We start from the raw sequence: 24,042 nt of genomic DNA on the forward strand, positions 1-24,042 counted from the left end.
ACAATCCCTCGCACTTCAGCGTTGTAGGCGGTGAAGACGGATTGAACTCCGCAGTCTGGCTGGCAACTCCAGCTCTCGCCGCCCTGTTGGGCGAAATGCAGGGTGAGGGTGTCGGCCGGATGCAGGTGGCCGGCGGCCGGCAGGCCAATTCCGCCCCTGTCTCCGTAGCCGATCTTCCGGGCGTGGAGGTCGCCGACGAGGATCAGCAGGCGAGCTTCGGGCCGATCGACGAGAGGTCGGCTCATCCGATAGCCCATCTCGAGCTCCCACCAGCCCTGGGAGCGCCCCCGGATGAACGACATGCGCGGCGCAAAGGGGCGCAGCGCGATATCGTGTCCCGCCGCCTTCAGCCGCCAGAAGCCGAGGATCATGTCGAACATGGCCTGGCTGTTCCGGCCGTCGTTGCGACGCGGGTCGCCGAAGTCCCCGCCGCGCAGGATTCGCGCCGCGGTCGCCTCGTCGGTCGCCTCCATGACGAAGTCCAGCAGCGCCTGGTCGCTCTCCGGCATCTCGAGACCGACCGTAACGGGCCCCTGCCGGGCCGCCTCGCAGACGAGCCCGAGGAAGGCAGCCGGCGCCTCGACGGTGCCATGGGTCTCGCCCACCACGAGGATCCGTTGCGGCTGGTTCAGGAGTGGCCCGGCGCCGAGCGGTGCAGAGCACGTCGGCTGAACCGCGAGCAGGGCCGCGGTCGCAAGAGCGATCATAGGAACCTCCGGTTATGCCCTCTATCTGAGGACATTCGCCGGTTGAACCTTGGCGCCATTGTGGCCGGCCGGCCCACCGCCAGGGGCGTCGAGCTACTCCGCGAAGGTCTCGCCGCCCAGCCAGTGGTCGATGGTCGACGCCAGCCGGGGGCTGAGGCTCATCTTGCCGAAGGCGTGCCGGCCCGGCTCGAGGCCGTCGCCGCGCAGGAAGAAGTGCTCCTCGTCGGGCAGGACCACGATGGTCAGACGGCTGTCGGGGTGCCGATTGGCCAGTACGGGTGGGAGGTTCAGCGCCGGCGCTGTCAGCGGGTCGATGCCGCCCCACACCGCCAGCACCGGGTCGGTGATGCGCCCGAACGCCGGCGCGGGGTCGTGGCCGAGCAGGACCTGCATCTCGGGGCTGGCCATGCGGTCGACGAAGTCCGGTCGCACCTCGGCGAGCTCCTCCGGCGACAGGCCGATGACGGCGAACAGGGCGTCGGTCGCGGTCTCGACAGCGGCGCGGTCGCCGGAGATCGAGGCGGCGGCGACCCGGTCGAAGCCGTCACGGATGCGGATGAGGTCTTCGGCGCTGCGCTCCGGGAAACGCTCCGGATTGGACTGCTGGTCGACCCAGACCTCGCGCCCCTGCCGACCCGGGGCGCCGAGCAGCACGAGGAAGTCGATCGCCTCGTCGCGCGCGCTCCACACCTCGCCGGCGACGAAGGTTCCCTCGCTGTGGGCGACGAGGCCGACCGGCGCGGCGGAGACCGCAGGGTGACCGGCCAGCAGGTCCAGCGCCGCGGTGATGTGCGGGATGCGGTCGCGGAAGTGACGCGGCTTCTCGCCCGTCGATTCACCCACGCCGGCGTTGTCGATGCGCAGGCTGGCGATGCCGCGGGCGGCCAGCTGTTCGGCCAGCTGTCCGAACATCGGGGCTCCGGAGATCACCTGGTCGCGGCCGTGCGGCCCCGCCCCCTGGACCAGCACCACCGCCGCCCGCGGAGCTTCCTCCGGAAGGACCAGTTCGCCGGCCAGAACGACCTCGTCGACGGAGACGCGGACCGCCTCGCGGGTCTGGGCGAGGGCGAGGCCCGGGAGGAGAAGGGACAGGGCGGGGACGAGCAGAAGGGGACGCATGGGACTCCAGTTCATTGACAGGCGACGGAGGGAGGATGTCCGCACCGGACAGAGGCGGCCCGGCGTCGGGCTGGATGCATGTTAAAGAAGGTTCAGGCTCCGCTTAAGGCAAAGCTTAGACCAGATGGAAGATGCTGTTCGCGAAGTTGTGCAGCAGGATCGGCAGGACCAGGCTGCCGGTCTTCTCGCGGAGCCACACCAGCAACAGGGCCGGCCCGCCGGTCAGGGCCATGGCCATGGCGTCGAAGCTGTAGCCGCCGTCCGCGTAGCCGAGCGCGTGGGTCAGGCCGAAGGCGACGGAGGAGACAGGCGCGCCCCAGCCCATCGGCGCGCCGAGCACCGACAGCGGCCGGCCGAAGGCCTCGTTGAGCATGACCAGCAGGACGCCGCGGTAAAACAGCTCCTCGTCCAGCCCGGGCATGGTCAGCTGGAAGGCGAGGGTGTCCGCGGTCGTCGGCTCTCCGGGGAAATACAGGGCGAGCCCCAGGAACAGGGCGACGAGAACGGCCGAAAGGGCCAGCGCGCCGGGCAGGCCGGTGCGGTAGTGCCGCAACGTCACGCCGGTGCGCCGGAAGCCGAGCGCGGCCGCGACGCCGAGCGACAGCGCCACCGCCAGCGCCTTGCCCTCCCAGTTCCAGTCGGACGGGCCGAAGTCGAGCGGGATGTAACCGTAGCCGCGCGTCAGCAGGGCGTCGTAAGCCGCCATCAGCAGCAGGGCCGAGGCCAGCCACAGCCAGCGCACCCGCCCGCGCGCCAGGACGGCGCAGACCAGCCCCGCCGCGGCCGTGACGCCGACCCAGCCTACCAGCACCCAGATCGCGTCAGGCATGCCTCGCGCCCCCATCCATCTCGCTCGCAAGAGGCGGGGCCGGGAGGCGACGGATGCGCCTTACGGCGATTTAACCCGGCGGCGCGGTCTCAGTACGCCAGCGCGATGCCGTCCTTGCGCATCTCGGTCGCCGCCCCGTACGTCCAGCGCCCGCCCGGGTTCGGCTGGCGCACCACGTTCTGGTAGCCGCCGAAGCCGCCGTTGGGCGGGCCGAGCGTCCAGCCCATGGCGGTCAGCTGCGCCTTCGTCGCCTCGGGCACGCCGCTCTCGAGGTGCAGGACGCCGGTCCCCTCGGCCGGCTGGCCGGTCGGTTCGGAGGAGCCCTCGTGCTGCCAGCGCGGCGCGTCGCCGGCCGCCTGCGGCTCCAGCCCGTAGTCGACCATGTTGACGATGATCTGGGCCTGGCCCTGCGGCTGCATGCCGCCGCCCATCACGCCGAAGGCCATCCACGGCTCGCCGTCCTTGCAGGCGAAGCCGGGGATGATGGTGTGGAAGGGCCGCTTGCCGGGGGCGTAGAGGTTGGGGCTGCCGTCCCTCAGGCTGAACAGCTCCCCCCGGTCCTGGAACATGAAGCCCAGGGGGCGCTCGCCGTCGTCGGGGGCGAGGCCGGAGCCCATGCCGCGGTAGTTGGACTGGATCCAGCTGACCATCATCCCGTCGCTGTCGGCGACCGAGAAGTAGGTGGTGTCGCCCTGGGTCGGCGCGTCGCCGGGGAAGACCCGGTCCATGACCCGGTCGGACCGGATCAGGCGGGCGCGCTCGGCCGCGTACGCCTTGGAGTTCAGCCATTCGACCGGGGCCGCGGCGAACCTCTGGTCGGCGAAGAAGCGGGCCCGATCCTCGAAGGCCAGCCGTTTGGCCTCGGCCTGGTGGTGGATCGAGGCGGCGGACTGGAAGCCCATGCCGGCGAGATCGAACTGTTCGCAGACATTGAGGATCTGGTTGGTCGACAGGCCCTGGGTGTTCGGTCCCAGGCCGTAGACCTCGACCCCGCGATAGGTGGTGCGGATCGGCTCGACCCACTCGGTGCGGTGGGCGGCCAGATCGGCCCGGGTCATCCAGCCGCCGATGCGGCGGAAATAGCGCTCGATCGCCTCGGCCAGCGGGCCGTCGTAGAAGGCGTCGCGCCCGCCTTCGGCGATGGCCCGGTAGGTCCGCCCGAGGAAGGGATTGGCGAACACCTCGCCCACGCCGGGCACGCGGCCGCCCGGCGCATAGACCACCTTGCGGTTGTCGTTCTCCTCGATCAGCCGCGACGACCGGTCGAAGATCGCCATGTTGCGCTCGAGGTACCAGGCGATGACCTGCGGGACCGGCACCCCCTGCTCGCACAGCTCGGCCACCGGCAGCAGGACGTCGCGCCAGGGCAGCTTGCCGTAGCGCTGGTGGGCGCTCCACCAGGCGTCGACGGTGCCCGGGACGTTGACGGTGACCGCGCCGTAGGAGGGCAGGTGGCCGTTGGGGCGGGCCCTGGACCGCGCCGTCTCCAGCGACAGGCCGAGGGGGCTGTTGCCCGAACCGTTGAAGCCGACGACCTTGCGCCGGGCCGGGTCCCACAGCATGCAGAAGGCGTCGCCGCCGATGCCGTTGGCCACGGGCTCGAGGAAGCCGAGGGCCGCGTTGATGGCGATGGCCGCGTCGATGGCCGAACCGCCGCGCCGCAGGGTGTCGATGCCGATCAGGGTGGCGCGCGGATGGGCCGTGGCGGCGGCGCCGTTGGCTCCATAGACCGTGGAACGGCCCACGAATTTCGGTCCGGTGATGCGGTCGCCGATGCCGATTCCGGCGTAGGGATCGGGACGCGGCGCGGGACGGGGCGGGGTCGCGGGAGCTTGCGGTGTTGCTTGCGGGGTCTGCGCGTTGGCGAGCCCGCTCCCGGCCAGAAGCGCCCCGGCGGGCAGGGTCGACAGGAAGGTGCGACGACGCATCGGCAGACTCCACGAAATTTGCGGGGGACCCTAACGGGTTGAACGCCGCTGTGAAGGTGGTCCGTCGGGGATGCGGATGTCCTTCTCCCTCAAGGGGAGAAGGATTTGCTGTAGCCACTGCGACGCGTCGTCGCTTGGCGGGGTTCCCGGGGCGTGACACGCTGATCTCCGAAGAGGCGCGGGACAGCGCTCCGGGGGAGACAGGGCCATGGGGTCAGCCATCACCGTCATCGGTCTGCCGATTGCGCTGGGGATCATCATGTTCGGGCTGGGGCTCAGCCTGACGCCCGGTGATTTCGTGCGGATCGGGCGACGGCCCAAGGCGGTGGCCGTGGCGCTGGCCTGCCAGCTCATTCTGCTGCCACTGGTCTGTTTCGGGCTGGTGCTGCTGTTCAACCTGCCGCCGGTGCTGGCGGTGGGGATGATGCTGCTGGCGGCCTCGCCGGGCGGGACGACGGCGAACCTCTACAGCCACCTGTTCCGGGGCGACGTGGCGCTGAACATCAGCCTGACGGCGATCAACTCGGTCATCGCGGTGGCGACCCTGCCGATCGTGGTGAACCTGTCGCTGGCGATCCTTCAGCCGGACGGCGGTCAGGTCGGACTGCAACTGGCCAAGACGGTGGAAGTGTTCGTGATCGTGCTGGCGCCGGTGGCGCTAGGCATGCTGGTGCGGGGGCTGAAGCCGGGCTTTGCGGCGGCCATGGACAAGCCGGTGCGCCTGGCCTCGGTGGTGATCCTGACGCTGGTGATCATCGGCGCGGTGTCGGCCCAGTTCGATGTGCTGGTGAGCAATCTGGGCGCGCTGGCGGGGATCGTGGTGACCTTCTGCGTGCTGAGCCTTGGGATCGGGTTCGTGGTTCCACGCCTGCTGAAGATCGAGCGGTCGCAGGCGGTGGCCAGTGCGTTCGAGGTCGGGCTGCACAATGCGACGCTGGCCATCGTGATCGCGCGCTCGGTGCTGCAGAACCCCGACATGTCACTGCCGGCGGCGGTCTATGGCGTGCTGATGTTCCCGCTGGCGGCGGCGTTCGGGGTGTTGATCACGCGGGGGAAGAAGGAGGAAGTATCGGTCTGAGATTCAGGCGGCGGTGAGCCACCCCTCATCCGGCCCTCCGGGCCACCTTCTCCCTCAAGGGGAGAAGGATTTGAGTCAGCCCCCCAGATCCAGCGAGTAGCCGGCGGAACGCACGGTGCGGATCGGGTTGACGGTGCCTTCGACGTTCAGGGCCTTGCGCAGGCGGCCGACGTGGACGTCGACGGTGCGGGCCTCGACGTAGACGTCCGAGCCCCAGACGGCGTCCAGCAGCTGTTCGCGGCTGAACACCCGGCCCGGGTGCTGCATGAAGTGGTCGAGCAGGCGGAACTCGGTGGGCCCCAGGTGGATCTCGAGGCCGGCGCGGCGGACGCGGTGGGCGACGCGGTCGATGACGATGTCGCCGTGGTTGATGCGGTCGTCGGCCAGACCCGGACGGATGCGGCGCAGGACCGCGCGGATGCGGGCCGTCAGCTCGGTCATCGAGAAGGGTTTGGTCAGATAGTCGTCGGCGCCGGTGTCCAGGCCGCGCACGCGGTCGGATTCCTCGCCGCGCGCGGTCAGCATGATGATCGGCAGGTTGCGGGTCTCGGAGCGGCCGCGGATGCGGCGGCAGACCTCGATGCCCGACAGCTTGGGCAGCATCCAGTCCAGCAGGACCAGGTCGGGCAGGCGCTCGTCGATCTGGAGCATGCCCTCCTCGCCGTCCGAGGCGACGACGACCTTGTAGCCCTCTTTTTCGAGGTTGTAGGACAGCAGCGTCGCCAGCGCGTCCTCGTCTTCCATCACCAGAACATAGGGCTGCACGTCAGGCTCTCCGGTCGGTGTCAGGCGGTGGTCGGCAGGTCGCCGTCGGTCTCGGGGTTCCAGCGCGGGCGTTCGCCCGTGAACTCCAGACCGGTGATTTCGTAGTGGATGGTCTCGGCGATGTTGGTCGCGTGGTCGCCGATGCGTTCCAGGTTCTTGGCCATGAACAGCAAGTGGGTGCAGGCGCTGATCGTGCGCGGGTCGCCCATCATGTAGGTCAGCAGTTCACGGAACAGGGCGTTGTAGTGCTCGTCCACCTCGTCGTCGGTGTTCCAGACGGCGATGGCGCGATCGACTTCACCGACCGCATAGGCGTCGAGCACGTCGCGCAGGCGCATGGAGACCAGCTTGCCCATCCGCTCGATGGAGCGGGTCAGGGGCTGCATCGGCTCGCCCTCGGCGAGGATGAGCGCGCGCTTGGCGATGTTCTTGGCCAGGTCGCCGGTGCGCTCCAGATCGACCGCCAGCTTCATCGCCGACAGGGTCTTGCGCAGGTCAGAGGCGACCGGCTGGCGCAGGGCGATCAGGCGGATGGCCTTCTTCTCGATGTCGCGGTGCATGGAATCGAGACGGCTGTCGCGATCCACGACGGCGCGGGCGAGGGCCACGTCGCGGCGGGCCACGGAATCGACGGCGTCGGCGACCTGGGCCTCGGCCAGACCGCCCATGCGGGCGACCTCGGCGGTCAGCTGGTTCAGCTCGTCCCCGTAGGCCTTGACGGTGTGCTGGTTCATCAGCCGAAGCGCCCCGTGATGTAGTCGAGGGTGCGCCGCTCGCGCGGATTCGTGAAGATTTCCTCGGTCGGGCCGGTCTCGACCAGACGGCCGAGGTGGAAGAAGGCGGTGCGCTGCGAGACGCGGGCGGCCTGGGCCATCGAGTGGGTGACGATGACGATGCAGTAGCGCTCGCGCAACTCGTCGATCAGTTCCTCGATCTTGGCGGTGGCGATCGGGTCCAGGGCCGAGCAGGGCTCGTCCATCAGGATGACTTCCGGCTCGACCGCGATGGCGCGGGCGATGACCAGACGCTGTTGCTGGCCGCCCGACAGGCCGGTGCCCGGGGCGTGCAGGCGGTCGGCGACCTCGTCCCACAGGCCGGCGCGCTTCAGCGAGGCCTCGACGATGACGTCCAGCTCGGCCTTCGAGGAGGCCAGGCCGTGGATGCGCGGGCCGTAGGCGACGTTCTCGTAGATCGACTTGGGGAAGGGGTTCGGCTTCTGGAACACCATGCCGACGCGGGCGCGCAGCAGCACGGGATCGACCGCCTTCGCGTTGATGTCCTCGCCGTCCATCTCGATGCGGCCGGTGACCTTGGCGTGCGAGATGGTGTCGTTCATGCGGTTCATGGTCCGCAGGAAGGTCGACTTGCCGCAGCCCGACGGGCCGATCAGGGCGGTGACGGTCTTGTCAGGGATGTCCAGCGAGACGTCGTACAGGGCCTGCTTGCCGCCGTAGAAGACCGACACGTCGCGCGCGGCGATCTTGGTCGGGCCGATCGGGCCGGTGCTCGGGGTGACGGTCGGGGCGGCGACCACGACGTCGTCAGCGGGCGCGCCGCCTTCGGAGCCGTCAGCGGCGCGGAAGATTTTCGAGAACATGGGGCTTACCACCGGCGTTCGAAGCGCCGGCGCAGCAGGATGGCGGCGGCGTTCATGACGATCATGAAGGCGAGCAGGACCAGGATCGCGGCGGCGGTCCGCTCGTGGAAGGCGCGTTCCGACGCGTTCTCCCAGATGTAGACGAGCGAGGGCAGGGCGCCCGCGGGCTCGACGATGCTGTGCGGCAGGCCCGGCACGAAGCTGACCATGCCGATCAGCAGCAGCGGGGCGGTCTCGCCGAGCGCGTGGGCCATCGAGATGATGGCGCCGGTCATCACGCCGGGCATGGCCAGCGGCAGGGTGTGCTGGAAGACCGTCTGGGTCTTCGACGCGCCCATGGCCAGGGCGGCCTCGCGGATCGACGGCGGCACCGCCTTCAGCGAGGAGCGGGTGGCGATGATGATGGTCGGCAGGGCCATCAGGGCCAGGACCAGGCCGCCGACCAGCGGGCTGGCGCGGGGCAGGTGCATCCAGTTGATGAACAGGGCCAGACCCAGCAGGCCGTAGATGATCGAAGGCACGGCGGCGAGGTTGTTGATGTTGACCTCGATGATGTCCGTTATCCGGTTCTTCGGGGCGAACTCCTCGAGGTACAGGGCCGCGCCGACGCCCAGCGGAATGGCGATCAGGGCGGTGACCAGCAGCATCAGGGCCGAGCCGATGACGGCGCCCAGGACGCCGGCGAGCTCGGGCTCGGTCGAGTCGCCCTTGGTGAAGATGGCGGTGTTGAAGTGCGACGAGACGTGGCCGTCGGCCTTCATCCGGTCCAGCCAGGCGATCTGCTGGTCGGTCAGGCGGCGCTGGTCGGCGGGAGTCGCCTTGGAGATTTCGCCCTTGAAGTACAGGTCGGCGTCGTCCGAGGTCGGGGCGGCGATCATGACCGTCTGGCCGATCAGGCCCGGCTGGCGGGTGACGCGCTCGGCAGCGACGAACTTCAGCTCGGACGAGAACAGGCTGCGCAGGGCCGCGGCCTTGGAGCCCTGGGCGTCGTCCTGTTCGCCCATGCGGGCCAGCTGCTGTTCGGCGACCAGCAGCTCGAAATTGGTGCCTTGCGGATAGGCGCGGTCGACGCGGGCCGGGTCCATGTAGACCGGCAGGGTCACCGAGTGGCTGTAGAAGGCGGTGTGGCCCTGCTCGATGATGCGGCCGAGCAGCAGCAGCAGGAAGCCGACGGCGACGCCGATGGCCAGCAGGCCGTACAGGCGGAACCGGCTCTCGCGGGCGTAGCGCTTCTTCAGGCCCGAGCGCAGGCGGTCGACGCGGGCGTCGGCGACAGCATCGGCGGCGGGAACGGGAGCGTGGTCGGCTGCGTCAGTCATATTGCTGCCGGTAGGTCTGGACGATGCGCTGGGCGACGATGTTCAGCAGCAGGGTCACGAGGAACAGGGTCAGGCCGAGACCGAAGGCCGACAGCGTCTTGGGGCTGTTGAACTCCTGGTCGCCGGTCAGAAGGGTGACGATCTGGACGGTGACGGTGGTCACGGTCTCGAGCGGGTTGAGGGTCAGCTTGGCGGCGAGGCCCGCGGCCATGGTGACGATCATGGTCTCGCCGATGGCGCGCGACATGGCCAGCAGCATGGCGCCGGCGACGCCGGGCAGGGCGGCGGGCAGCAGGACGCGCTTCACCGTCTCGGACTTGGTCGCGCCCATGGCGTAGGAACCGTCGCGCAGCGACTGGGGCACGGCGTTGATGATGTCGTCCGACAGCGAGCTGACGAAGGGGATCAGCATGATGCCCATGACGCCGCCGGCGACGAGGGCCATCTGATTCTGGACCAGCATCAGATACTGGCCCAGCCCGTCCAGCGGACCGCCGACGAACCAGCTTCCGATGGTGTTGAAGAAGACGCGCATGGCCGGGCCGACGGTCAGGGCGGCGAAGAAGCCGTAGACCACGGTCGGAACGCCCGCGAGGATTTCGAGGATCGGCTTGACCGTCGCCCGGAAGGTCGGGCCGGCGTACTCCGACAGGTAGATGGCCGAGAACAGGCCGATCGGGGCGGCGACGATCATGGCGATGACCATGATCAGGAAGGTGCCGGCGAACAGCGGCAGGGCCCCGAAGGCGCCGGAGGAGCCGACCTGGTCGGCGCGGATGGCGGTCTGCGGGCTCCACTGGGTCCCGAACAGGAACTCGGTGATCGGCACCGACGAGAAGAAGCGGATCGAATCGTAGACCAGCGAGGCGACGATGCCGAGCGTGGTCAGGACGGCGACGGCCGAGCAGGCGAACAGGGCGCCGACGATCCAGCCCTCGACCCGGTTGCGGGCGCGCATGCCCGGGCGGATCTGGCTGAACACGAACAGGGCGCCGAGCAGGGCGGCCAGGGCGGCGCCGACGACGCCGGCCAGCGACAGCATGGTGTGGATGCGGTCGGCGCGGCGGCCTTCCTGCGGCAGCAGTTCGGCGTAGGGGGCGGGCCAGATCTGCATGGCCTCGCGGCCCGCGCCGACCGCCTGGGCGTCGGCGTAGAAGGCCTGACGACGGAAGGGCTCAAGCTGCTGAACGGCCTCGGGCGCGCCGGAGGCCATCAGCTGATGCTCGACGGGCGCGGTGAAGATCGAGGCGCCGATCAGGACGACGAGGGCCGGGACCGCGGTCCAGATCAGGGCGTAGGCCCCGTGCTGGGCCGGACGGGAGTGGGCGCGTTCGCCCCGGGCGCGCAGGGACGCCAGTTTCCGCGCGCCGAAATAGGCGGCGACGGCTGCGGCGATCAGGATCGGCAGAAAGAGCCAGGTCATGAGGATCCGGGAGGAGAATCGGAACAGTCCGGTCGCCCGGTTCGCCCCGCGGCGGAAACTGCCCTTGAATGGTCAGCGGATTAAGACGGCTGCGTGACAGTTCTGTTACGCTGACAGGCCCTTTGTCGCAGGGCCGTCACGCGGCGGTCGTCTGGGGCGGGGTCCGCTTTTCGGCGATGGGGAAATAGGCGGTGAAGACCGCCCCCTGTCCCGGCGCGCTTTCCACCGTCAGGCCGCCGCGATGGCGATTGACGATGTGTTTGACGATGGCGAGGCCGAGGCCGGTGCCCTGACGCTCGCCGCTCTTCTGGCCCTCGACGCGGTAGAAGCGCTCGGTCAGGCGGGGCAGGTGTTCGCGGGCCATGCCGGGGCCGTGGTCCCGCACGGTGATGGCGGCGTAGCGCTTGCCGGGTTCGCGGTCCGGGGTGACCAGCGGCAGGCGGGTGATCCCGCCCTCGCGATTGCCGCCCGACCAGGGGGCGGCGGCCTCGTCCAGCGAGACGTCGGGGCGGATGACGACATCCACCGTGTCGCCGGACGGCGAGTATTTGATCGCGTTGTCGACGAGGTTCTGGACCACCTGGACGATCTCGTCGCGGTCGCCGTGGACCGGGGCGGAAAGCTCGCGGTCGTTCAGCTTCACGCTGACGGCGCGTTCGGCGGACAGGATGGAGACGGCGTCCATGACGTCGACGGCGGCGCGAGCCAGGTCGACCCGGCCCGACGGGGGCACGTGCTCGTTGAGCTCGATCCGGCTGAGCGACAGCAGGTCGGCGACCAGCCGGCTCATGCGATCGGCCTGCACGGCCATGATGTCGAGGAAGCGGTCGCGGGCCTTGGGATCATCCTTGGCGTGGCCCTTGAGCGTCTCGATGAAGCCCGCCAGCGAGGCCAGCGGGGTCTTCAGCTCGTGCGAGGCGTTGGCCAGGAAGTCGACCCGCATCAGCTCCATGCGGCGCACGTCGGTTTCGTCGCGCAGCACCAGCAGGGCCAGGGTGCCGTCGCCGGGCGGGGCGGGCAGGGGACGGGTCAGGGCGCGCCAGTGCCGGGTCTGGGCGCCGACGCCCGCGTAGTCGGTGGTCCGGGCCACGCCGCCGAACAGGGCCTCGTCGATCGCCTCGAGCACCGAAGGCTCCCGCACGGCCGAGACCAGCAGGGCCCCCTCGCGCTGGATGCGGAAAAGCTCGCGCGCCGCGGCGTTGGCCAGCACCACGCGACGCCCGGCGATGTCGTCCGCCTCGCCGCCTGAGACCACCAGCACGGGATCGCCCAGCGCCTCGAAGGCGTGCTCGAGAAGCCATTGGTCGGCCGCGGTCGGAGACGCCGGCGCGACGCTGGGCTCGGCTTCGCCCGACAGGTCCGGACGCCCGGGGCGCCGGTTCACCGCCCAGGTGAAGGCGCTGACCAGAAGGGCCGCGCTGATCAGCCAGGGCGCCAGCGACCGATGGAACACGGCCAGCACCAGCAGGGTCGCCACCGAAATCCCCGCGCTGGCGCCGACCGTCCAGAGGCGCGAGGCCGAGGACGGCGCGACGGGGGACTGCGAGGCTTCGTAGGGCATTGCCATCCGGCGGACAGGGGCGGGGTGAGTCGTATGCACCGAACATGACATGGAATTCATGACAATCGATCCGCGAACCGGTCCGGTGCGGGTTGTCAAACGTCCTTTACACTCCTAGGCTTCGTCCGAGTTGTTATGGAGGGGCATATGACGGCGGCTCTGACGCTGGAGGGCGTGAGCAAGCGGTACGGCGAGTTTCAGGCCGTGCGCGATCTCAGCTTTGAGGTGCCCAAGGGATCGATCTGCGGCTTCCTGGGGCCGAACGGGGCGGGCAAGACCTCGACCCTGCGGATGATCCTGGGCCTGCAGCCGGCGACGGCGGGCAAGATCACCATCCTGGGCGCCGACGACGGCCGCCGGGTGCGCGACCGGATCGGCTTCCTTCCGGAGGAACGCGGCCTCTACAAGAAGATGACGCCGGTGGACGCCATCGCCTTCTTCGGTTCGCTGAAGGGCCTGCCGCTGGGCGAGGGCCGCAAGCGGGCCAGGGAGATGCTGGACGCCCAGGGACTGGGCGCGTCCAAGCGCAAGAAGATGAAGGAGCTGTCCAAGGGGATGGCCCAGAAGGTCCAGTTGATCGCCTCGGTGGTGCATCGCCCCGAGTTCGTGATCCTGGACGAGCCCTTCTCCGGGCTGGACCCGGTGAACCAGCAGGGGCTGGAGCAGATGATCCGGGGCCTGGCCGCGGACGGGGCCACGGTCCTGTTCTCGACCCATGTGATGCAGCACGCCGAGCGGCTGTGCGACAAGGTCGTGCTGCTGGCGCGGGGGCGGAAGGCCTTCGAGGGCACGATCGCCGAGGCGCGCGCGACGTCGCGGCGCTTCCTGGAGCTGGAAGGCGCCATCGACCCGGATCAGGCCGGACGCCTGCCGGGCGTGACCGGGGTGGAGATCACGTCGGATGCCGACGGCGTGCGGGTGCTGAAGGCCGCGCTGGCGCAGGGGGCGCACGGGCAGGAGGCCCTGAAGGCCGCCTTCATCGGCGGACTGGACGTGCGCCGCTTCGAACTGCGCGAGCCGACCCTGCATGACGCCTTCATCGACCTGACGGGCGACCGGCCCGATGTCGACCAGTCCGTGAAGCCGACCGGCGCGGAGGCCGCCCGATGAAACGCATGCTGCTGATCGCGCGGCGCGAATACGCCGCCTACGCCATGACCGCCGGCTTCTGGCTGTCGCTGCTGGCCTTCCCCCTCTTCGCTGTGCTGGGCGGGGCCATTCCGATCCTGATCAAGTCGTCCGAACCGGCGCGCGAGGTCGTGGTCATCGAAGAGGGACCGCAGGCCGCCGGGCTGGCGGCCTCGATCCAGGACGCCCTGCGCCGGGACGCCGACCGTCAACGCGAGCGGACCGAGGAGGCCCTGAAGAAGGCGGCGGCCGCCAGCGGGGGAGCCGCCAATCCGGCCGCGACCCAGGGCGCGATGGCGTCCCTGTCGCGGCCCTCGCTGAAGATCGTGCCGACGCCCGCCGACATCGCCTCGGCCGCGCCGGGGGCGGCGCAGGACGCCGCCGTGCGCCGTCACCTGACCGACGAGACCCCCAAGGAGCAGCGTCTGGATGCGGTGGTCTTCCTGAGCCGCGACGCCCAGGGCAAGCCCGCCGCGCGCGTGTGGAGCGCCCGGGCCACCGACGACACCGTCGAGGACTTTGTCCGCGACGCCCTGCGGTCGGCCAACCGCAAGACCGTCTTCGAGGGCGCCGGCATCGACGCCGGGGTGGTCGAGGCGGCCGAGAAATTCCGGCCTGAGGTGAAGGCCTTCTCGCCCCAGTCGACCGGAGACGGCGCGGTCTCGTTCCGTGACAAGCTGCCGATGCTGATCGGGCTGGGCGGGGGCTTCCTGCTGTGGTCGCTGATCATCACCGGCGCCTCGATCCTGCTGAACAGCGTGATGGAGGAGAAGTCGAACAAGATCCTCGAGGTGCTGCTGTCCTCGGCGTCCACGACCGAGATCCTGACCGGCAAGGTGTTGGGCGTCGCCCTGCTGACCCTGACCATGCTGGCGGCCTGGGGCGGGCTGGGCGCGACTACCTTCTTCCTGTTCCAGCCGGAGTATGCGGCCATGGTCGGCGACATCCTGGTGCACGGCGGGCTACTGGCCTGGTTCGTCGCCTTCATGGTCGGCGGCTATCTGATGTACGCGGTGCTGTTCGCGGCCATCGGCGCCTTCTGCGAGACGCCGCGCGACGCCCAGACCCTGATGGGGCCGATCATGATGGTGCTGGTCGTGCCGATCATGGTCATGTTCATGACCCTGCGGTCGCCGGATGCGCCGGTGATCCAGATCCTGTCGTGGATTCCCTTCTTCACCCCCTTCCTGATGATGGCCCGTCTGCATGCGGACGTGCCGCTGGTCGAGTTGGTCGGCGCCATGGCCGGGATGTTCGCCTTCGCGCTCGTGATGGTCTGGGTCTCGGGACGGGCCTTCCGCGCCGGCGCCCTGTCGGATGTGAAACTGAGCTGGAAGAGCTTCGCGGGCGCCATCCGCGGCGGAGGGAACTAGGCGATGCTGGCGCTGATGCTTCTGGCGCTGGGGCTCGGACAGGACCCCGCCGCCGCGGCGCCGGAGCGGGCGCCGATGCACCGCACCGGCCTGCCGACCAACCGTCCGCCGGTCGTCACGGCGCCGTCCCGGGAAGAGTTCGCCCAGGTCACCCTGTTCTGCACGGTTCGCCGTCCCGACCGGCTGGACGATTGCCGGGTCGTCCGGCAGTGGCCCGAGACGAGCCGGTTCGGCGCCATGGCCGTGCGGCGCGCCGACGGCTTCAGGCTGACGCGCGGCTCGGCGATCCCCGGCGACACCTTCGAGTTCGATCTGTGGTTCTGCTCCGGCGAAGTGACCCAGTGTCGCCGCCGTCCGTGGCCGGAGCCCGCCGCCACGCCCGCCGACTGAGGAGCGTCCGATGCCGTCCTGGCCCTGGAGAAAACCGCGTCCCGGCGTCGACGCCTATGGCCGTTCGCCCCTGTGGTATGCGGCGATGGACGGCGACCTGAAGGTGCTGGAACGGCTGCTGAAGGACGGCGCTGATCCCACGGCGTCGGACAAGGACGGCTACGGCGCCCTGCATGTGGCGGCGCAGGGGCGGCATCTGGCGGTGGTCGAACGGCTGCTGGCCGCCGGGGCTGATCCGAACGCCGCGGACAAGCACGGCAACGGACCGCTGTGGACGGCGGGCTATTACGCCGGGCCGGGCGTGGACGGGGAGGCGGCGTTCGAGGTTGTGGCGCGCCTGCTGGCCGCCGGCGCGGACCCGAACCACCTGAACCGCGTGGGCAAGGCGCCGACGGCGTGGGCCGAGGGCAATCCGAGGCTGGCGGCGGTTTATGAGCGGGCGGGGATGGCGACGGAATGATCCTTCTCCCCTGAGGGGAGAAGGGGAAAAGAAAAGGGCCGCTCCGGAGGAGCGGCCCTTTGATCTTTCAGCCTTGCGGCCCGGTCTTACCGGGGCGAGCGCGGCTTCGGCGCCGGCAGCAGGCCTTCGCGCTGGGCGCGCTTGCGGGCCAGCTTGCGGGCGCGGCGGACGGCTTCAGCCTTCTGGCGAGCGCGCTTTTCCGACGGCTTTTCGTAGTGCACGTGACGCTTCATTTCGCGGAAGCTGCCTTCGCGCTGCATCTTCTTCTTCAGGGCCTTCAGGGCCTGATCGACGTTGTTGTCGCGGACGAAAATCTGAACCAGGTGAAACTCTCCTTTGGCCGCCCGCCGCGTCCTGTGAGGGAGACGGGCAGACAAATAAAATTCGTGCTCCCGGACCGGGGTCCGCGAGTGAAGGCGGGCAGATACACGAGCCGACCCGGTCTGTCCAGATCGTCGCGGCACATTGTGAAGGCTCGAAACGCCCGCGCGACGGGCTTATGCTGTCGCCATGACACAGACGCCAGAACCCGATTGGGCCGACCGCATGGAGCAGGCCGTGCTGGACGCGGCGATCGCCCGCGCGCCCGCTCTGGGCTGGAACGCGCGGCTGGTGCGGGCCGCCTGTGAGGCCAACGGACTGTCGCTCGGAGACGAGGAGCTGCTGCTGCCCAACGGGGCGCGCGACCTGGCCGCCCTGTTCTCGCGCCGTCACGACGACCGGGCGCTGGAGACCCTTTCGGACGTCGAGGCGTCGTCGCTGAAGATTCGCGAGCGAATCGCCCGGGCCGTATCGGCGCGGCTGGAGGCGGCGGCCGCCGATCTGGAAGCCTCGAAGAAATGCGCGGCCTTCCTGGCCCTGCCGGTCAACGCCGATCTGGGGCTGAAACTGGCCTGGGAAGGCGCGGACCTGATCTGGCAGTGGGCCGGCGACACGGCCACGGACTGGAATCACTATTCGAAGCGGACGATCCTGTCGGGCATCCTGATCCCGGCCCTGACCATGCGGCTGTTCGACGGCCGTGAGCGCGCCGACGCCTTCGTCGCCGCCCGCATCGAGAACGTCATGACCTTCGAGAAGTGGAAGGCCGGCAAGGACTTCGACGCGCCGCTGCGGAAGATGACCGAGGCCCTGAGCCGGATGCGGTACGGGGCGAAGGGGTAGGGATCCTCTCCCATCGGGAGAGGGAGGCCGTTACAGCTTCGACACTCGGTTCACGTGGGCCATCTTGCGGCCCGGGCGGGCTTCGGCCTTGCCGTAGAGGTGCAGGCGGGCGTCGGGTTCGGCGGCCAGCGTCGTCCACCGATCGACCTCGTCGCCCAGCAGATTGGTCATCTCGACCCGGGCGTGCGGCTCGGTCGGGCCCAGAGGCCAGCCGGCGACGGCGCGGATGTGCTGTTCGAACTGGTCGCAGACACAGCCGTCCTGGGTCCAGTGGCCGGTGTTGTGGACCCGCGGCGCGATCTCGTTGACCAGCAGCTTGCCCTTGCCGAGGTCGAACAGCTCGACCCCCAGCACGCCGACATAGTCCAGGCCGTTCAGGATGGCGGTGGCGATCTCGCGGGCGCGGGCGTCGGTCTTCCTGTCCACCTTGGCCGGGGCCAGGGTGGTGCGCAGGACGCCGCCCTCGTGGATGTTCTCGCCCAGCGGATAGACGGCGACCTGACCGTCGCGACCCCGCGCGGCGATGATCGAGAGCTCGCGGGTGAAGGCGGCCCTGGCCTCCAGCACGGCGGGCTTGCCGCCGATGGCGTTCCAGGCGTCGGCGGCCTCGGACACGGCGCGGACCCAGACCTGGCCCTTGCCGTCATAGCCCTCGCGGCGGGTCTTCAGCAGGGCGGGGACGCCGAGGCGCTCAAGACCGGCGACCAGATCGTCCACGCTGTCCACGGCGGCGAAGTCGACCGTGGTGGCGCCGACGCTGTTGAGGAAGGTCTTTTCGTCCACCCGGTCCTGGGCGGCCGCGAGGGCGCGGGCGCCGGGGGCCACTTCGGCGCCGCTGTCCATCAGGGTCTGGACCGAGGCGGCGGGGACGTTCTCGAACTCGAAGGTCACGGCCTGGGCCACGCGGCCCAGCACGTTCAGGGCGGTGGGGTCGTCATAGGCGGCGATGACCTGCCACTGCGAGACGCGGCCGGCGGGGCTGTTCTCTTCCGGGTCGAGGATGACGACGTTGAAGCCGAGGCGCGAGGCCGCCTGGCTGAGCATGCGGCCCAACTGGCCGCCGCCGAGAATGCCGAGGGTCGAGCCGGGGGGGAGGGGCAGGGTCACTCAGTCCTCGACCGTTTCCAGAACCGAGGCGGTCTGGGCGTCGCGGTAGGCGGCCAGGCGCTCCATCAGGGCGGGGTCGTTGAGCGCCAGAATCTGCGCGGCCAGCAGGCCCGCGTTCTTCGCGCCCGCTTCACCGATCGCCAGGGTGGCGACGGGGACGCCACCGGGCATCTGGACGATGGAGAGCAGGCTATCGAGGCCCTTCAGCGCCCTGGATTGGACCGGCACGCCGAGCACCGGCAGTTCGGTCATGGAGGCGGCCATGCCGGGCAGGTGGGCCGCGCCGCCGGCGCCGGCGATGATGACCTTGAAGCCCGCGGCGCGCGCGCCGGTCGAGAACTCGACCAGCCGTTGCGGCGTGCGGTGGGCGCTGACGACCTTGGCTTCCCAGCGAACGCCGAGCCCGTCGAGCGCGTCGGCCGCGTGTTTCATCGTCGGCCAGTCCGACCGGCTGCCCATGATGATCGCCACCGGCGGGGTCTCGGTCGCCATAAGTCGAGGCCTTTCTCGCGGAAAGCGGCGCGATACAGGACTCGCGTTGCGCCCGCAACCGACGGCGTTAGGCTTCGCAAGGACCGGACGTGTTGAGTCGCCGGTCGGAGAACGCCTTTTCCCGTGACCGACGCGGCCGTCATCGACCCCTACGCCGAGATCGAGCGGCTGCGCGCCGAGCTCGAAGCCCTGCGCGCGCGCGCCGAGGCGGCCGAGGCCGCGGCGGATCACGATGTGCTGACGCCCGCCCTGAACCGGCGCGGCTTCGTGGCGGCGATGAAGGGCGCCATGGCCTATTGCCAGCGTCACGACACCCCGGCGGTGCTGCTGTATCTCGATCTGGACGGGTTCAAGGCCGTCAACGACAGGCTGGGCCATGCCGCCGGAGACGCCGCACTGGTGCATGTGGCGACCATGATGCGCGCCAACCTGCGCGAGTCGGACGCGCTCGGGCGGCTGGGCGGCGACGAGTTCGGCCTGCTGATGCTGAACGCCGGGTTGGATGAGGGCCGCGAGAAGGCCCGACGGCTGACGGCGACGCTGGAGTCCGAGCCGTTCGAATACGACGGGCAGAAGACCGGTCTGGGCGGGTCGTTCGGCGTGCGCGCCTATACGGGGCAGGCCGATCCGGAAATCTGGCTGGCCGAAGCCGACGCCGCCATGTGGGTGCGCAAGAAGGGGCGCTGAGCCCCGGCCCTCAGGCGATGATGTCCGGCAGGATCCGGGCCTCGATCTTCACGATCTCGTCGCGCAGGGTCAGCTTCTTGCGCTTCAGGCGCGCGATCATCAGCTGGTCGGGGATCGGCATGTGGCCGAGCGCCTCGATCGAGGCGTCGAGGTCAGCGTGCTCCGTCTGGAGCTCTTTCAGCCGCGCGTGAAGCGCCAGCTCTTCCTCGGTGAGAAACGGTTCGTCGTCGTTCATACTGGGGTCCCGGACCGGGCGGTTATAGCGTGCCGGAGGTCAGGCCGGAAGGCGTTGGGCGAACAGTTCCAGCGAGCGGCGCGGGGTGATCGGCGACCACTCGCGCGCCACGGCGATGAGGGCGGGAAACACCGGCCGGGCGCCGCCCGACGGAGCGGGGGCGAGGGCCTCCAGCGCGGCCAGCAGACGGCGCTCGGCGTCCAGTTCGATGGCCTTCACCTGGGCGCGGATGGCCTCGCGGTCGTCATCGTCGAAATCGGGCATGCGGCTCTTGAGCTGGCGGCGGACGGCGCGAAGGGGGGCGACCGTGGTCTCCTGCCAGACGCGGGCGGTGTCGCAGGCGGCCTCGATGTCGTCGGCGTCGGGTGCGCGGCCCGTCTGTGCGCACCAGGCGGCCCAGAGCATCAACGGCAGGTTCTGGCCCTCGGCGTCCTGCAGATCGAGGCCGGCGGTCTCGACGCCGTCGGCCTTCCAGGCCTCGAGCGACCACGCCCAGAGGCCGGGCGGTCCGGCGTCGCTCATTTCAGGCCGTCCCAGCGTTTCACGGCGGACCAGTCCAGACCGAAGACGTCCAGCGCGCGCCCGACCGACTGGTCGACCATCTCCTCGATCGAGGTCGGCTTCGCATAGAAGGCGGGCAGGGGCGGGGCGATGGTGGCGCCCATTTCGGCCAGGGCCGTCATGGTGCGCAGGTGGCCCAGGTGGAACGGCGTCTCCCGGACCATCAGCACCAGCGGGCGGCGTTCCTTCAGGACCACGTCGGCGGCGCGGGTCAGCAGGGTCGAGGTCACCCCGGTGGCGATCTCGCCCATGGTCCGCACCGAGCAGGGCGCGATGAGCATGCCCATGGTGCGGAACGAGCCGGAGGCGATCGCGGCGCCCACGTCAGCCAGTTTGTGAACCACGTCCGCGCGGCCGGTCAGATCGTCCGCGGACAGATCGGTCTCCTGCGACAAAGTGAGCAGGGCCGCGCGACTGACGACCAGGTGGCTCTCCACGCCGAGCTCCCGCAGGGCGTCCAGGGCGCGGATGCCGTAAGTCACGCCGGATGCTCCGGAAATCCCGACGATGAGGCGACGGGGCGTGGCCGATACGGCTCCGTTCAAATCTTCGGCCAATTCGGGCTCCAGGGTCGTGCGGTCCGGCGGGCCGCCAGCCTCACCGGAATGTGATTCTACAGGCGGTCAAGCCGGGCGCTCACTCTAGTGGTCCCTTAGACATGGAGGCGCAAGCCATGACCATCGAAGCTCGTATCCGCGAACTGGGAAACCGTCACCGCAGCCTGGATGAAACCATCCAGCGCGAGATCCGGAACCCGGCAACGGACTCGCTTCGCGTAAGGGAGCTCAAGCAGCAGAAGCTCCGGCTCAAGGAAGAGATCACCAGTCTGGAGGCCCGGACCCACTAGGGCGCCCCGCCTCCCGAAATGACAACGGCCCCGGAGATCGCTCTCCGGGGCCGTTTTTTGTTCCTCCCCCGTGGGGGAGGGACTCCGTCCTTAGTCGCGCGGACCGAAGACCGACTCGGCGGTCGGCTCGGCGCCGCGGCGCTCGCGCTCTTCCGGGACGAACTCGGGCTCTTCCGGCTCGACCGGGGCGTCGACCGACTGCAGGGTGGCGCCGCCGCGCTTGGCGTCGTCCTTGGCCTTCTTGTCGGCGGCCTTCTTGACCAGTTCGTCCAGCGCCAGCTGGCCGACGAGGCCGAGGGTCACCGGGTCGACGGGCTTGATGTTGGCCGAGTTCCAGTGCGTGCGATTACGCACGGTCTCGATGGTGGCCTTGGTGGTGCCGAGCAGCTTGGAGATCTGGGCGTCGGTCACTTCCGGGTGGTTGCGGACGAACCAGGCGATGGCGTCCGGGCGGTCCTGACGACGCGAAACCGGGGTGTATTTCGGCGCGGGCTTGGCCGACTTCAGCAGTTCGGCGTGGCGGCTGACCACGGCCTTCATGCGGTAGTTCGGGTCTTCCTGGGCCTTGTCCAGTTCTTCGCGGGTCAGCTGGCCGCCGGTGATGGGGTCGACGCCGCGGATGTCGCGGGCCACGTCGCCGTCGGCGATGCCGCGCACTTCCAGCGGGTGCAGGCCGCAGAAGTCGGCGATCTGCTCGAACGTCAGCGAGGTGTTGTCGACCATCCAGACCGCGGTGGCCTTGGGCATCAGAATGTCGGTCATGCGCGTTTTCGCTTCTTGGTTTGGGCCCGCCGGGACGGGGTCTGGCGGGTTCCGGATACGACGGCGCCCGACCTTTCGGCCGGGCGCTGATGTTACGGATATAGGCCTATTCGCCGAAAAAAGAAACGATCCCGAACAGCGCCGTACAGCCAAGGTTCACCTTGGCTGTTGAACATAGGCCTCATCGGCGCGTTGTTGCGCCAGCTTGGCACTGGGAGGACCCCATGTTTATCGAGACCCTTGCGGCGGTGGCGTTGATGTCGGCCGGTGACGGCCAGGAGCGGGCGCCCGCCATGGGTGGCGGTCAGGAGCGCGTGGCGCCGCGTGGCGACTATCGCGACTCGTGCAGCGGCGAATACGTGAACCGCGGACGCCTGTATGCCGACTGTCGCACGCGCCGCGGTGAAATACGGGGCACCTCGATCGAGCTGAACCGGTGCAGCAGCTACGAGATTCGCAACGAGGACGGCCTGCTGGTCTGCGGCCCCTTCCGTGGCGACTATGAGGATCGTCCGGGCGGCGGCGGTCCGGGCAACGGCGGCCCCGGCGGCGGCTGGGGCGGTCGCGCCTCGATCACCGTGTTCCGGGACTCCAACTATCGCGGCGCCTCGTACAATTTCCAGGACGCCATCCCCAACCTGGCCAACTCGGGCATGAATGACGCCATCAGCTCGATGCAGGTGCGCGGCGAGTGGGAGGCCTGCACCGACGCCTACTATCGCGGCAGCTGCCGGACCTTCACCGGCGACGTGCGGAACCTGCAGCAGTGGGGGATGAACGACCGTATCTCGTCGCTGCGCCCGGTGCGTCGCGGCGGCGGCCGCTGGTAACACCGGAACCGCTTCCGGGTCGGGAGGCTTCCTTTCGCAAGGAAGGAGCCTCCCATGACCTATGTCGACGGTTTCGTGCTGGCGGTCCCGAGGGACCGGATCGATGAGTACCGCGAGTTCTCCCGCAAGGCCGGCGAGGTCTGGAAGGAGTACGGCGCGCGCCAGTATGTCGAGTGCGTGGCCGACGACGTGCCCTATGGCGAGCTGACGTCCTTCCCCCGCGCGGTGCAGGCGAAGGACAACGAGGCCGTCGTCTTTTCCTGGATCACCTATGACTCGCGCGCGCACCGGGACTCGGTGAACGCCCAGGTGATGGAGGATCCCCGCATCAAGGGCAGCGGGATGGGCGATGCGCCCTTCGACGGCAAGCGGATGATCTACGGCGGGTTCACGACCCTGCTGGAGATGTAGGCCGTCTCAGGCGGTCAGTACGATCTTGCCGACATGATCGCCGCCTTCCAGCCGGCGATGCGCCTCGGCGGCCCGCGCCAGCGGGAAGGTCGCCTCGACCGGCAGGCGCAGGGCGCCCGACGCCAGCCAGGGCCAGACGGTCGCCTCGACGGCGGCGATCAGCCGGGCCTTCTCGTCCGCCGGACGGGCCCGCAGGGTCGAGCCGGTCAGGACGATCCGCTTCATCATCAGCTTCAGCAGGTCGATCTGCGCCATCGCACCGGTGAGGGTGGCGATCACCACCCAGCGGCCGAAGGGCTTCAACACCGCCTGATTGAGTTCGGCGTAGTCGGCGCCCAGCATGTCCAGCACCACATCGACGCCGCCGAAGTCACGGATGGCGGCGGTCATGTCGCCGGCGGTGGCGTCGAGGCTGAGGTCCGCGCCCAGATCCAGCGCCGCCTGCGTCTTGGCGGCGCCGCGCGAAGTGGCGATGACGCGGGCGCCCACGGCCTTGGCCATGCGAATGGCGGTGACGCCGATGCCGCTGGTCGCGCCGTGCACCAGCAGGGTCTCGCCCGCCTTCAGCGCGCCCGCTTCAAAGACATTGGCGAAGACGGTGCAGACGGTCTCGGGCAGGCCGGCGGCCTGGACGAAATCGACCTCGGCGGGGAGGGGCAGGGCGTGGCGGGCGTCGACCACCACCTGTTCGGCATAGCCGCCGCCGCCCAGCAGGGCGCAGACCCGGTCGCCGACGGCCCAGCGCGTGACGCCGTCGCCCAGCTGCGCGACCTCGCCCGCGACCTCGAGGCCGAGGAGGTCGGAGGCGCCGGGCGGCGGAGGGTACAGACCGTTGCGCTGGAGCAAATCGGGACGGTTCACGCCGGCGGCGTGCACGCGGATGAGGATCTGGCCGGGGCCGGGGACCGGATCGGGACGCTCGGCCGGGATCAGGGCCTCGGCGGGACCGGCCCCGCCCGCGATCTCGATCACCCGCATGTGCGTCGTCCTTGCAATCATCCGTATCCGGGCGTTCAGATAGGGGTTTGCGTCCCTGATGACCACGAAGGAGGCGACGATGTTCGAGGATCTTGAGCCGCGGCCGGCGCGAGGCGCCCCGCTGATCGCCCTGACGCGCGAGGATCTGGACGGCTATTCGGTCGAGGACCTGAAGGAGCGAATCGAGACCCTGCAGGCCGAGATCGCCCGGTCCCAGACCGCGATCGACGGCAAGTCCTCGCAGCGTAACGCCGCGGATGCGCTATTCAATTTCCGCAGCTGACTGTTTTC

At 69.7% G+C, this 24,042-nt stretch carries 29 protein-coding genes; 11 read left to right on the plus strand and 18 right to left on the minus strand.

Going from position 1 to position 24,042, the window contains the following annotated elements; all coding sequences use genetic code 11:
- The 4 genes from VGE03_RS04815 to VGE03_RS04830 all read right to left on the minus strand — a co-directional run.
- Window positions 1-707 (minus strand): hypothetical protein (locus tag VGE03_RS04815; protein WP_331045332.1); only part of this gene is annotated, 707 nt, incomplete at its 3' end.
- 93 nt (window positions 708-800) lie between these two features.
- Window positions 801-1,826: an alpha/beta hydrolase gene (locus tag VGE03_RS04820; protein WP_331045333.1), complete on the minus strand. Its 1,026-nt coding sequence runs from the start codon at window positions 1,824-1,826 to the stop codon at window positions 801-803.
- Between the two features lie 115 nt (window positions 1,827-1,941).
- A complete protein-coding gene (locus VGE03_RS04825) occupies window positions 1,942-2,655 on the minus strand; it encodes a CPBP family intramembrane glutamic endopeptidase, BDIM_20840 family (protein WP_331045334.1) in 714 nt (237 codons plus the stop codon).
- An 89-nt stretch (window positions 2,656-2,744) separates the two neighbouring features.
- Window positions 2,745-4,583: a gamma-glutamyltransferase family protein gene (locus VGE03_RS04830; RefSeq protein ID WP_331045335.1), complete on the minus strand. Its 1,839-nt coding sequence runs from the start codon at window positions 4,581-4,583 to the stop codon at window positions 2,745-2,747.
- A gap of 208 nt (window positions 4,584-4,791) precedes the next feature.
- On the opposite strand from VGE03_RS04830, the gene VGE03_RS04835 reads away from it, so the two are divergent.
- Complete coding sequence (locus VGE03_RS04835) at window positions 4,792-5,661, plus strand: bile acid:sodium symporter family protein (RefSeq protein WP_331045336.1); 870 nt, start codon at window positions 4,792-4,794, stop codon at window positions 5,659-5,661.
- A gap of 75 nt (window positions 5,662-5,736) precedes the next feature.
- On the opposite strand, the gene phoB is transcribed toward VGE03_RS04835, so the two are convergent.
- From phoB to VGE03_RS04865, 6 genes are all read right to left on the minus strand, one after another.
- The gene (gene phoB, locus VGE03_RS04840) at window positions 5,737-6,426 is read right to left on the minus strand and encodes a phosphate regulon transcriptional regulator PhoB (RefSeq protein WP_331045337.1); all 690 of its coding nucleotides are present in this window, start codon (window positions 6,424-6,426) and stop codon (window positions 5,737-5,739) included.
- Window positions 6,427-6,446: 20 nt separating this feature from the next.
- A complete protein-coding gene (gene phoU, locus VGE03_RS04845) occupies window positions 6,447-7,160 on the minus strand; it encodes a phosphate signaling complex protein PhoU (protein ID WP_331045338.1) in 714 nt (237 codons plus the stop codon).
- Window positions 7,160-8,023: a phosphate ABC transporter ATP-binding protein PstB gene (gene pstB / locus VGE03_RS04850; RefSeq protein ID WP_331045339.1), complete on the minus strand. Its 864-nt coding sequence runs from the start codon at window positions 8,021-8,023 to the stop codon at window positions 7,160-7,162. Before pstB ends, phoU begins: the two co-directional genes overlap by 1 nt.
- 5 nt (window positions 8,024-8,028) lie before the next feature.
- Entirely contained in the window at window positions 8,029-9,342 is a 1,314-nt protein-coding gene (gene pstA, locus VGE03_RS04855; protein ID WP_331045340.1) for a phosphate ABC transporter permease PstA, read from the minus strand.
- Window positions 9,335-10,765 (minus strand): phosphate ABC transporter permease subunit PstC, encoded by a 1,431-nt coding sequence (pstC, locus tag VGE03_RS04860; protein WP_331045341.1) that lies wholly within the window; start codon window positions 10,763-10,765, stop codon window positions 9,335-9,337. The genes pstA and pstC overlap by 8 nt, the downstream gene beginning before the upstream one ends.
- 136 nt (window positions 10,766-10,901) lie before the next feature.
- Window positions 10,902-12,326, minus strand: a complete 1,425-nt coding sequence (locus VGE03_RS04865; protein WP_331045342.1) for a sensor histidine kinase — start codon at window positions 12,324-12,326, stop codon at window positions 10,902-10,904.
- Between the two features lie 147 nt (window positions 12,327-12,473).
- Between VGE03_RS04865 and VGE03_RS04870 the strand changes: the two genes are divergently transcribed.
- Genes VGE03_RS04870 through VGE03_RS04885 form a run of 4 tightly spaced genes read left to right on the plus strand, consistent with a single transcriptional unit; the run spans window position 12,474 to window position 15,677 of the window.
- Complete coding sequence (locus tag VGE03_RS04870; RefSeq protein ID WP_331045343.1) at window positions 12,474-13,436, plus strand: ABC transporter ATP-binding protein; 963 nt, start codon at window positions 12,474-12,476, stop codon at window positions 13,434-13,436.
- Window positions 13,433-14,827: an ABC transporter permease gene (locus VGE03_RS04875; protein ID WP_331045344.1), complete on the plus strand. Its 1,395-nt coding sequence runs from the start codon at window positions 13,433-13,435 to the stop codon at window positions 14,825-14,827. The genes VGE03_RS04870 and VGE03_RS04875 overlap by 4 nt, the downstream gene beginning before the upstream one ends.
- A gap of 3 nt (window positions 14,828-14,830) precedes the next feature.
- Window positions 14,831-15,217: a hypothetical protein gene (locus VGE03_RS04880; RefSeq protein WP_331045345.1), complete on the plus strand. Its 387-nt coding sequence runs from the start codon at window positions 14,831-14,833 to the stop codon at window positions 15,215-15,217.
- A 10-nt stretch (window positions 15,218-15,227) separates the two neighbouring features.
- Entirely contained in the window at window positions 15,228-15,677 is a 450-nt protein-coding gene (locus tag VGE03_RS04885) for an ankyrin repeat domain-containing protein (protein WP_331045346.1), read from the plus strand.
- An 86-nt stretch (window positions 15,678-15,763) separates the two neighbouring features.
- Here the strand turns inward: VGE03_RS04885 and rpsU are convergent, their stop codons facing one another.
- Window positions 15,764-16,000 carry a 30S ribosomal protein S21 gene (gene rpsU / locus VGE03_RS04890; RefSeq protein WP_331045366.1) on the minus strand — a complete coding sequence of 79 codons (237 nt, stop codon included), beginning with the start codon at window positions 15,998-16,000 and terminating at the stop codon, window positions 15,764-15,766.
- A gap of 187 nt (window positions 16,001-16,187) precedes the next feature.
- Between rpsU and VGE03_RS04895 the strand changes: the two genes are divergently transcribed.
- A complete protein-coding gene (locus tag VGE03_RS04895; protein ID WP_331045347.1) occupies window positions 16,188-16,841 on the plus strand; it encodes a COQ9 family protein in 654 nt (217 codons plus the stop codon).
- A 30-nt stretch (window positions 16,842-16,871) separates the two neighbouring features.
- Here the strand turns inward: VGE03_RS04895 and VGE03_RS04900 are convergent, their stop codons facing one another.
- Together VGE03_RS04900 and purE are read right to left on the minus strand one after the other, a co-directional pair.
- Window positions 16,872-17,942 (minus strand): 5-(carboxyamino)imidazole ribonucleotide synthase, encoded by a 1,071-nt coding sequence (locus VGE03_RS04900; protein WP_331045367.1) that lies wholly within the window; start codon window positions 17,940-17,942, stop codon window positions 16,872-16,874.
- A gap of 6 nt (window positions 17,943-17,948) precedes the next feature.
- Window positions 17,949-18,440, minus strand: coding sequence for a 5-(carboxyamino)imidazole ribonucleotide mutase (gene purE / locus VGE03_RS04905; protein WP_331045348.1), 492 nt, complete (start codon window positions 18,438-18,440; stop codon window positions 17,949-17,951).
- 123 nt (window positions 18,441-18,563) lie between these two features.
- Here purE and VGE03_RS04910 point away from each other — a divergent pair, with 123 nt between their 5' ends.
- The gene (locus tag VGE03_RS04910; protein WP_331045349.1) at window positions 18,564-19,127 is read left to right on the plus strand and encodes a GGDEF domain-containing protein; all 564 of its coding nucleotides are present in this window, start codon (window positions 18,564-18,566) and stop codon (window positions 19,125-19,127) included.
- A gap of 10 nt (window positions 19,128-19,137) precedes the next feature.
- Here the strand turns inward: VGE03_RS04910 and VGE03_RS04915 are convergent, their stop codons facing one another.
- From VGE03_RS04915 to VGE03_RS04925, 3 genes are read right to left on the minus strand one after another with little or no spacing between them, the layout of a single operon-like run.
- The gene (locus tag VGE03_RS04915; RefSeq protein ID WP_331045350.1) at window positions 19,138-19,362 is read right to left on the minus strand and encodes a YdcH family protein; all 225 of its coding nucleotides are present in this window, start codon (window positions 19,360-19,362) and stop codon (window positions 19,138-19,140) included.
- Window positions 19,363-19,401: 39 nt separating this feature from the next.
- Window positions 19,402-19,884: a TIGR02444 family protein gene (locus VGE03_RS04920; protein WP_331045351.1), complete on the minus strand. Its 483-nt coding sequence runs from the start codon at window positions 19,882-19,884 to the stop codon at window positions 19,402-19,404.
- A complete protein-coding gene (locus VGE03_RS04925; RefSeq protein ID WP_331045368.1) occupies window positions 19,881-20,468 on the minus strand; it encodes a UbiX family flavin prenyltransferase in 588 nt (195 codons plus the stop codon). The genes VGE03_RS04920 and VGE03_RS04925 overlap by 4 nt, the downstream gene beginning before the upstream one ends.
- A gap of 128 nt (window positions 20,469-20,596) precedes the next feature.
- Between VGE03_RS04925 and VGE03_RS04930 the strand changes: the two genes are divergently transcribed.
- Window positions 20,597-20,770: a YdcH family protein gene (locus tag VGE03_RS04930; RefSeq protein WP_331045352.1), complete on the plus strand. Its 174-nt coding sequence runs from the start codon at window positions 20,597-20,599 to the stop codon at window positions 20,768-20,770.
- Window positions 20,771-20,860: 90 nt separating this feature from the next.
- On the opposite strand, the gene VGE03_RS04935 is transcribed toward VGE03_RS04930, so the two are convergent.
- Window positions 20,861-21,532, minus strand: coding sequence for a DUF1013 domain-containing protein (locus tag VGE03_RS04935; RefSeq protein WP_331045353.1), 672 nt, complete (start codon window positions 21,530-21,532; stop codon window positions 20,861-20,863).
- Window positions 21,533-21,756: 224 nt separating this feature from the next.
- On the opposite strand from VGE03_RS04935, the gene VGE03_RS04940 reads away from it, so the two are divergent.
- Complete coding sequence (locus VGE03_RS04940) at window positions 21,757-22,362, plus strand: beta/gamma crystallin-related protein (RefSeq protein ID WP_331045354.1); 606 nt, start codon at window positions 21,757-21,759, stop codon at window positions 22,360-22,362.
- Window positions 22,363-22,416: 54 nt separating this feature from the next.
- A complete protein-coding gene (locus VGE03_RS04945; protein WP_331045355.1) occupies window positions 22,417-22,773 on the plus strand; it encodes a DUF1428 domain-containing protein in 357 nt (118 codons plus the stop codon).
- 6 nt (window positions 22,774-22,779) lie between these two features.
- Here VGE03_RS04945 and VGE03_RS04950 read toward each other — a convergent pair whose 3' ends face one another.
- Window positions 22,780-23,751: an NAD(P)H-quinone oxidoreductase gene (locus tag VGE03_RS04950; RefSeq protein WP_331045356.1), complete on the minus strand. Its 972-nt coding sequence runs from the start codon at window positions 23,749-23,751 to the stop codon at window positions 22,780-22,782.
- Between the two features lie 79 nt (window positions 23,752-23,830).
- Here VGE03_RS04950 and VGE03_RS04955 point away from each other — a divergent pair, with 79 nt between their 5' ends.
- Complete coding sequence (locus VGE03_RS04955; protein WP_331045357.1) at window positions 23,831-24,034, plus strand: DUF1192 domain-containing protein; 204 nt, start codon at window positions 23,831-23,833, stop codon at window positions 24,032-24,034.
- Window positions 24,035-24,042 lie beyond the last annotated feature (8 nt).

It is taken from the genome of Brevundimonas sp., assembly GCF_036400995.1.
Lineage (GTDB): Bacteria > Pseudomonadota > Alphaproteobacteria > Caulobacterales > Caulobacteraceae > Brevundimonas.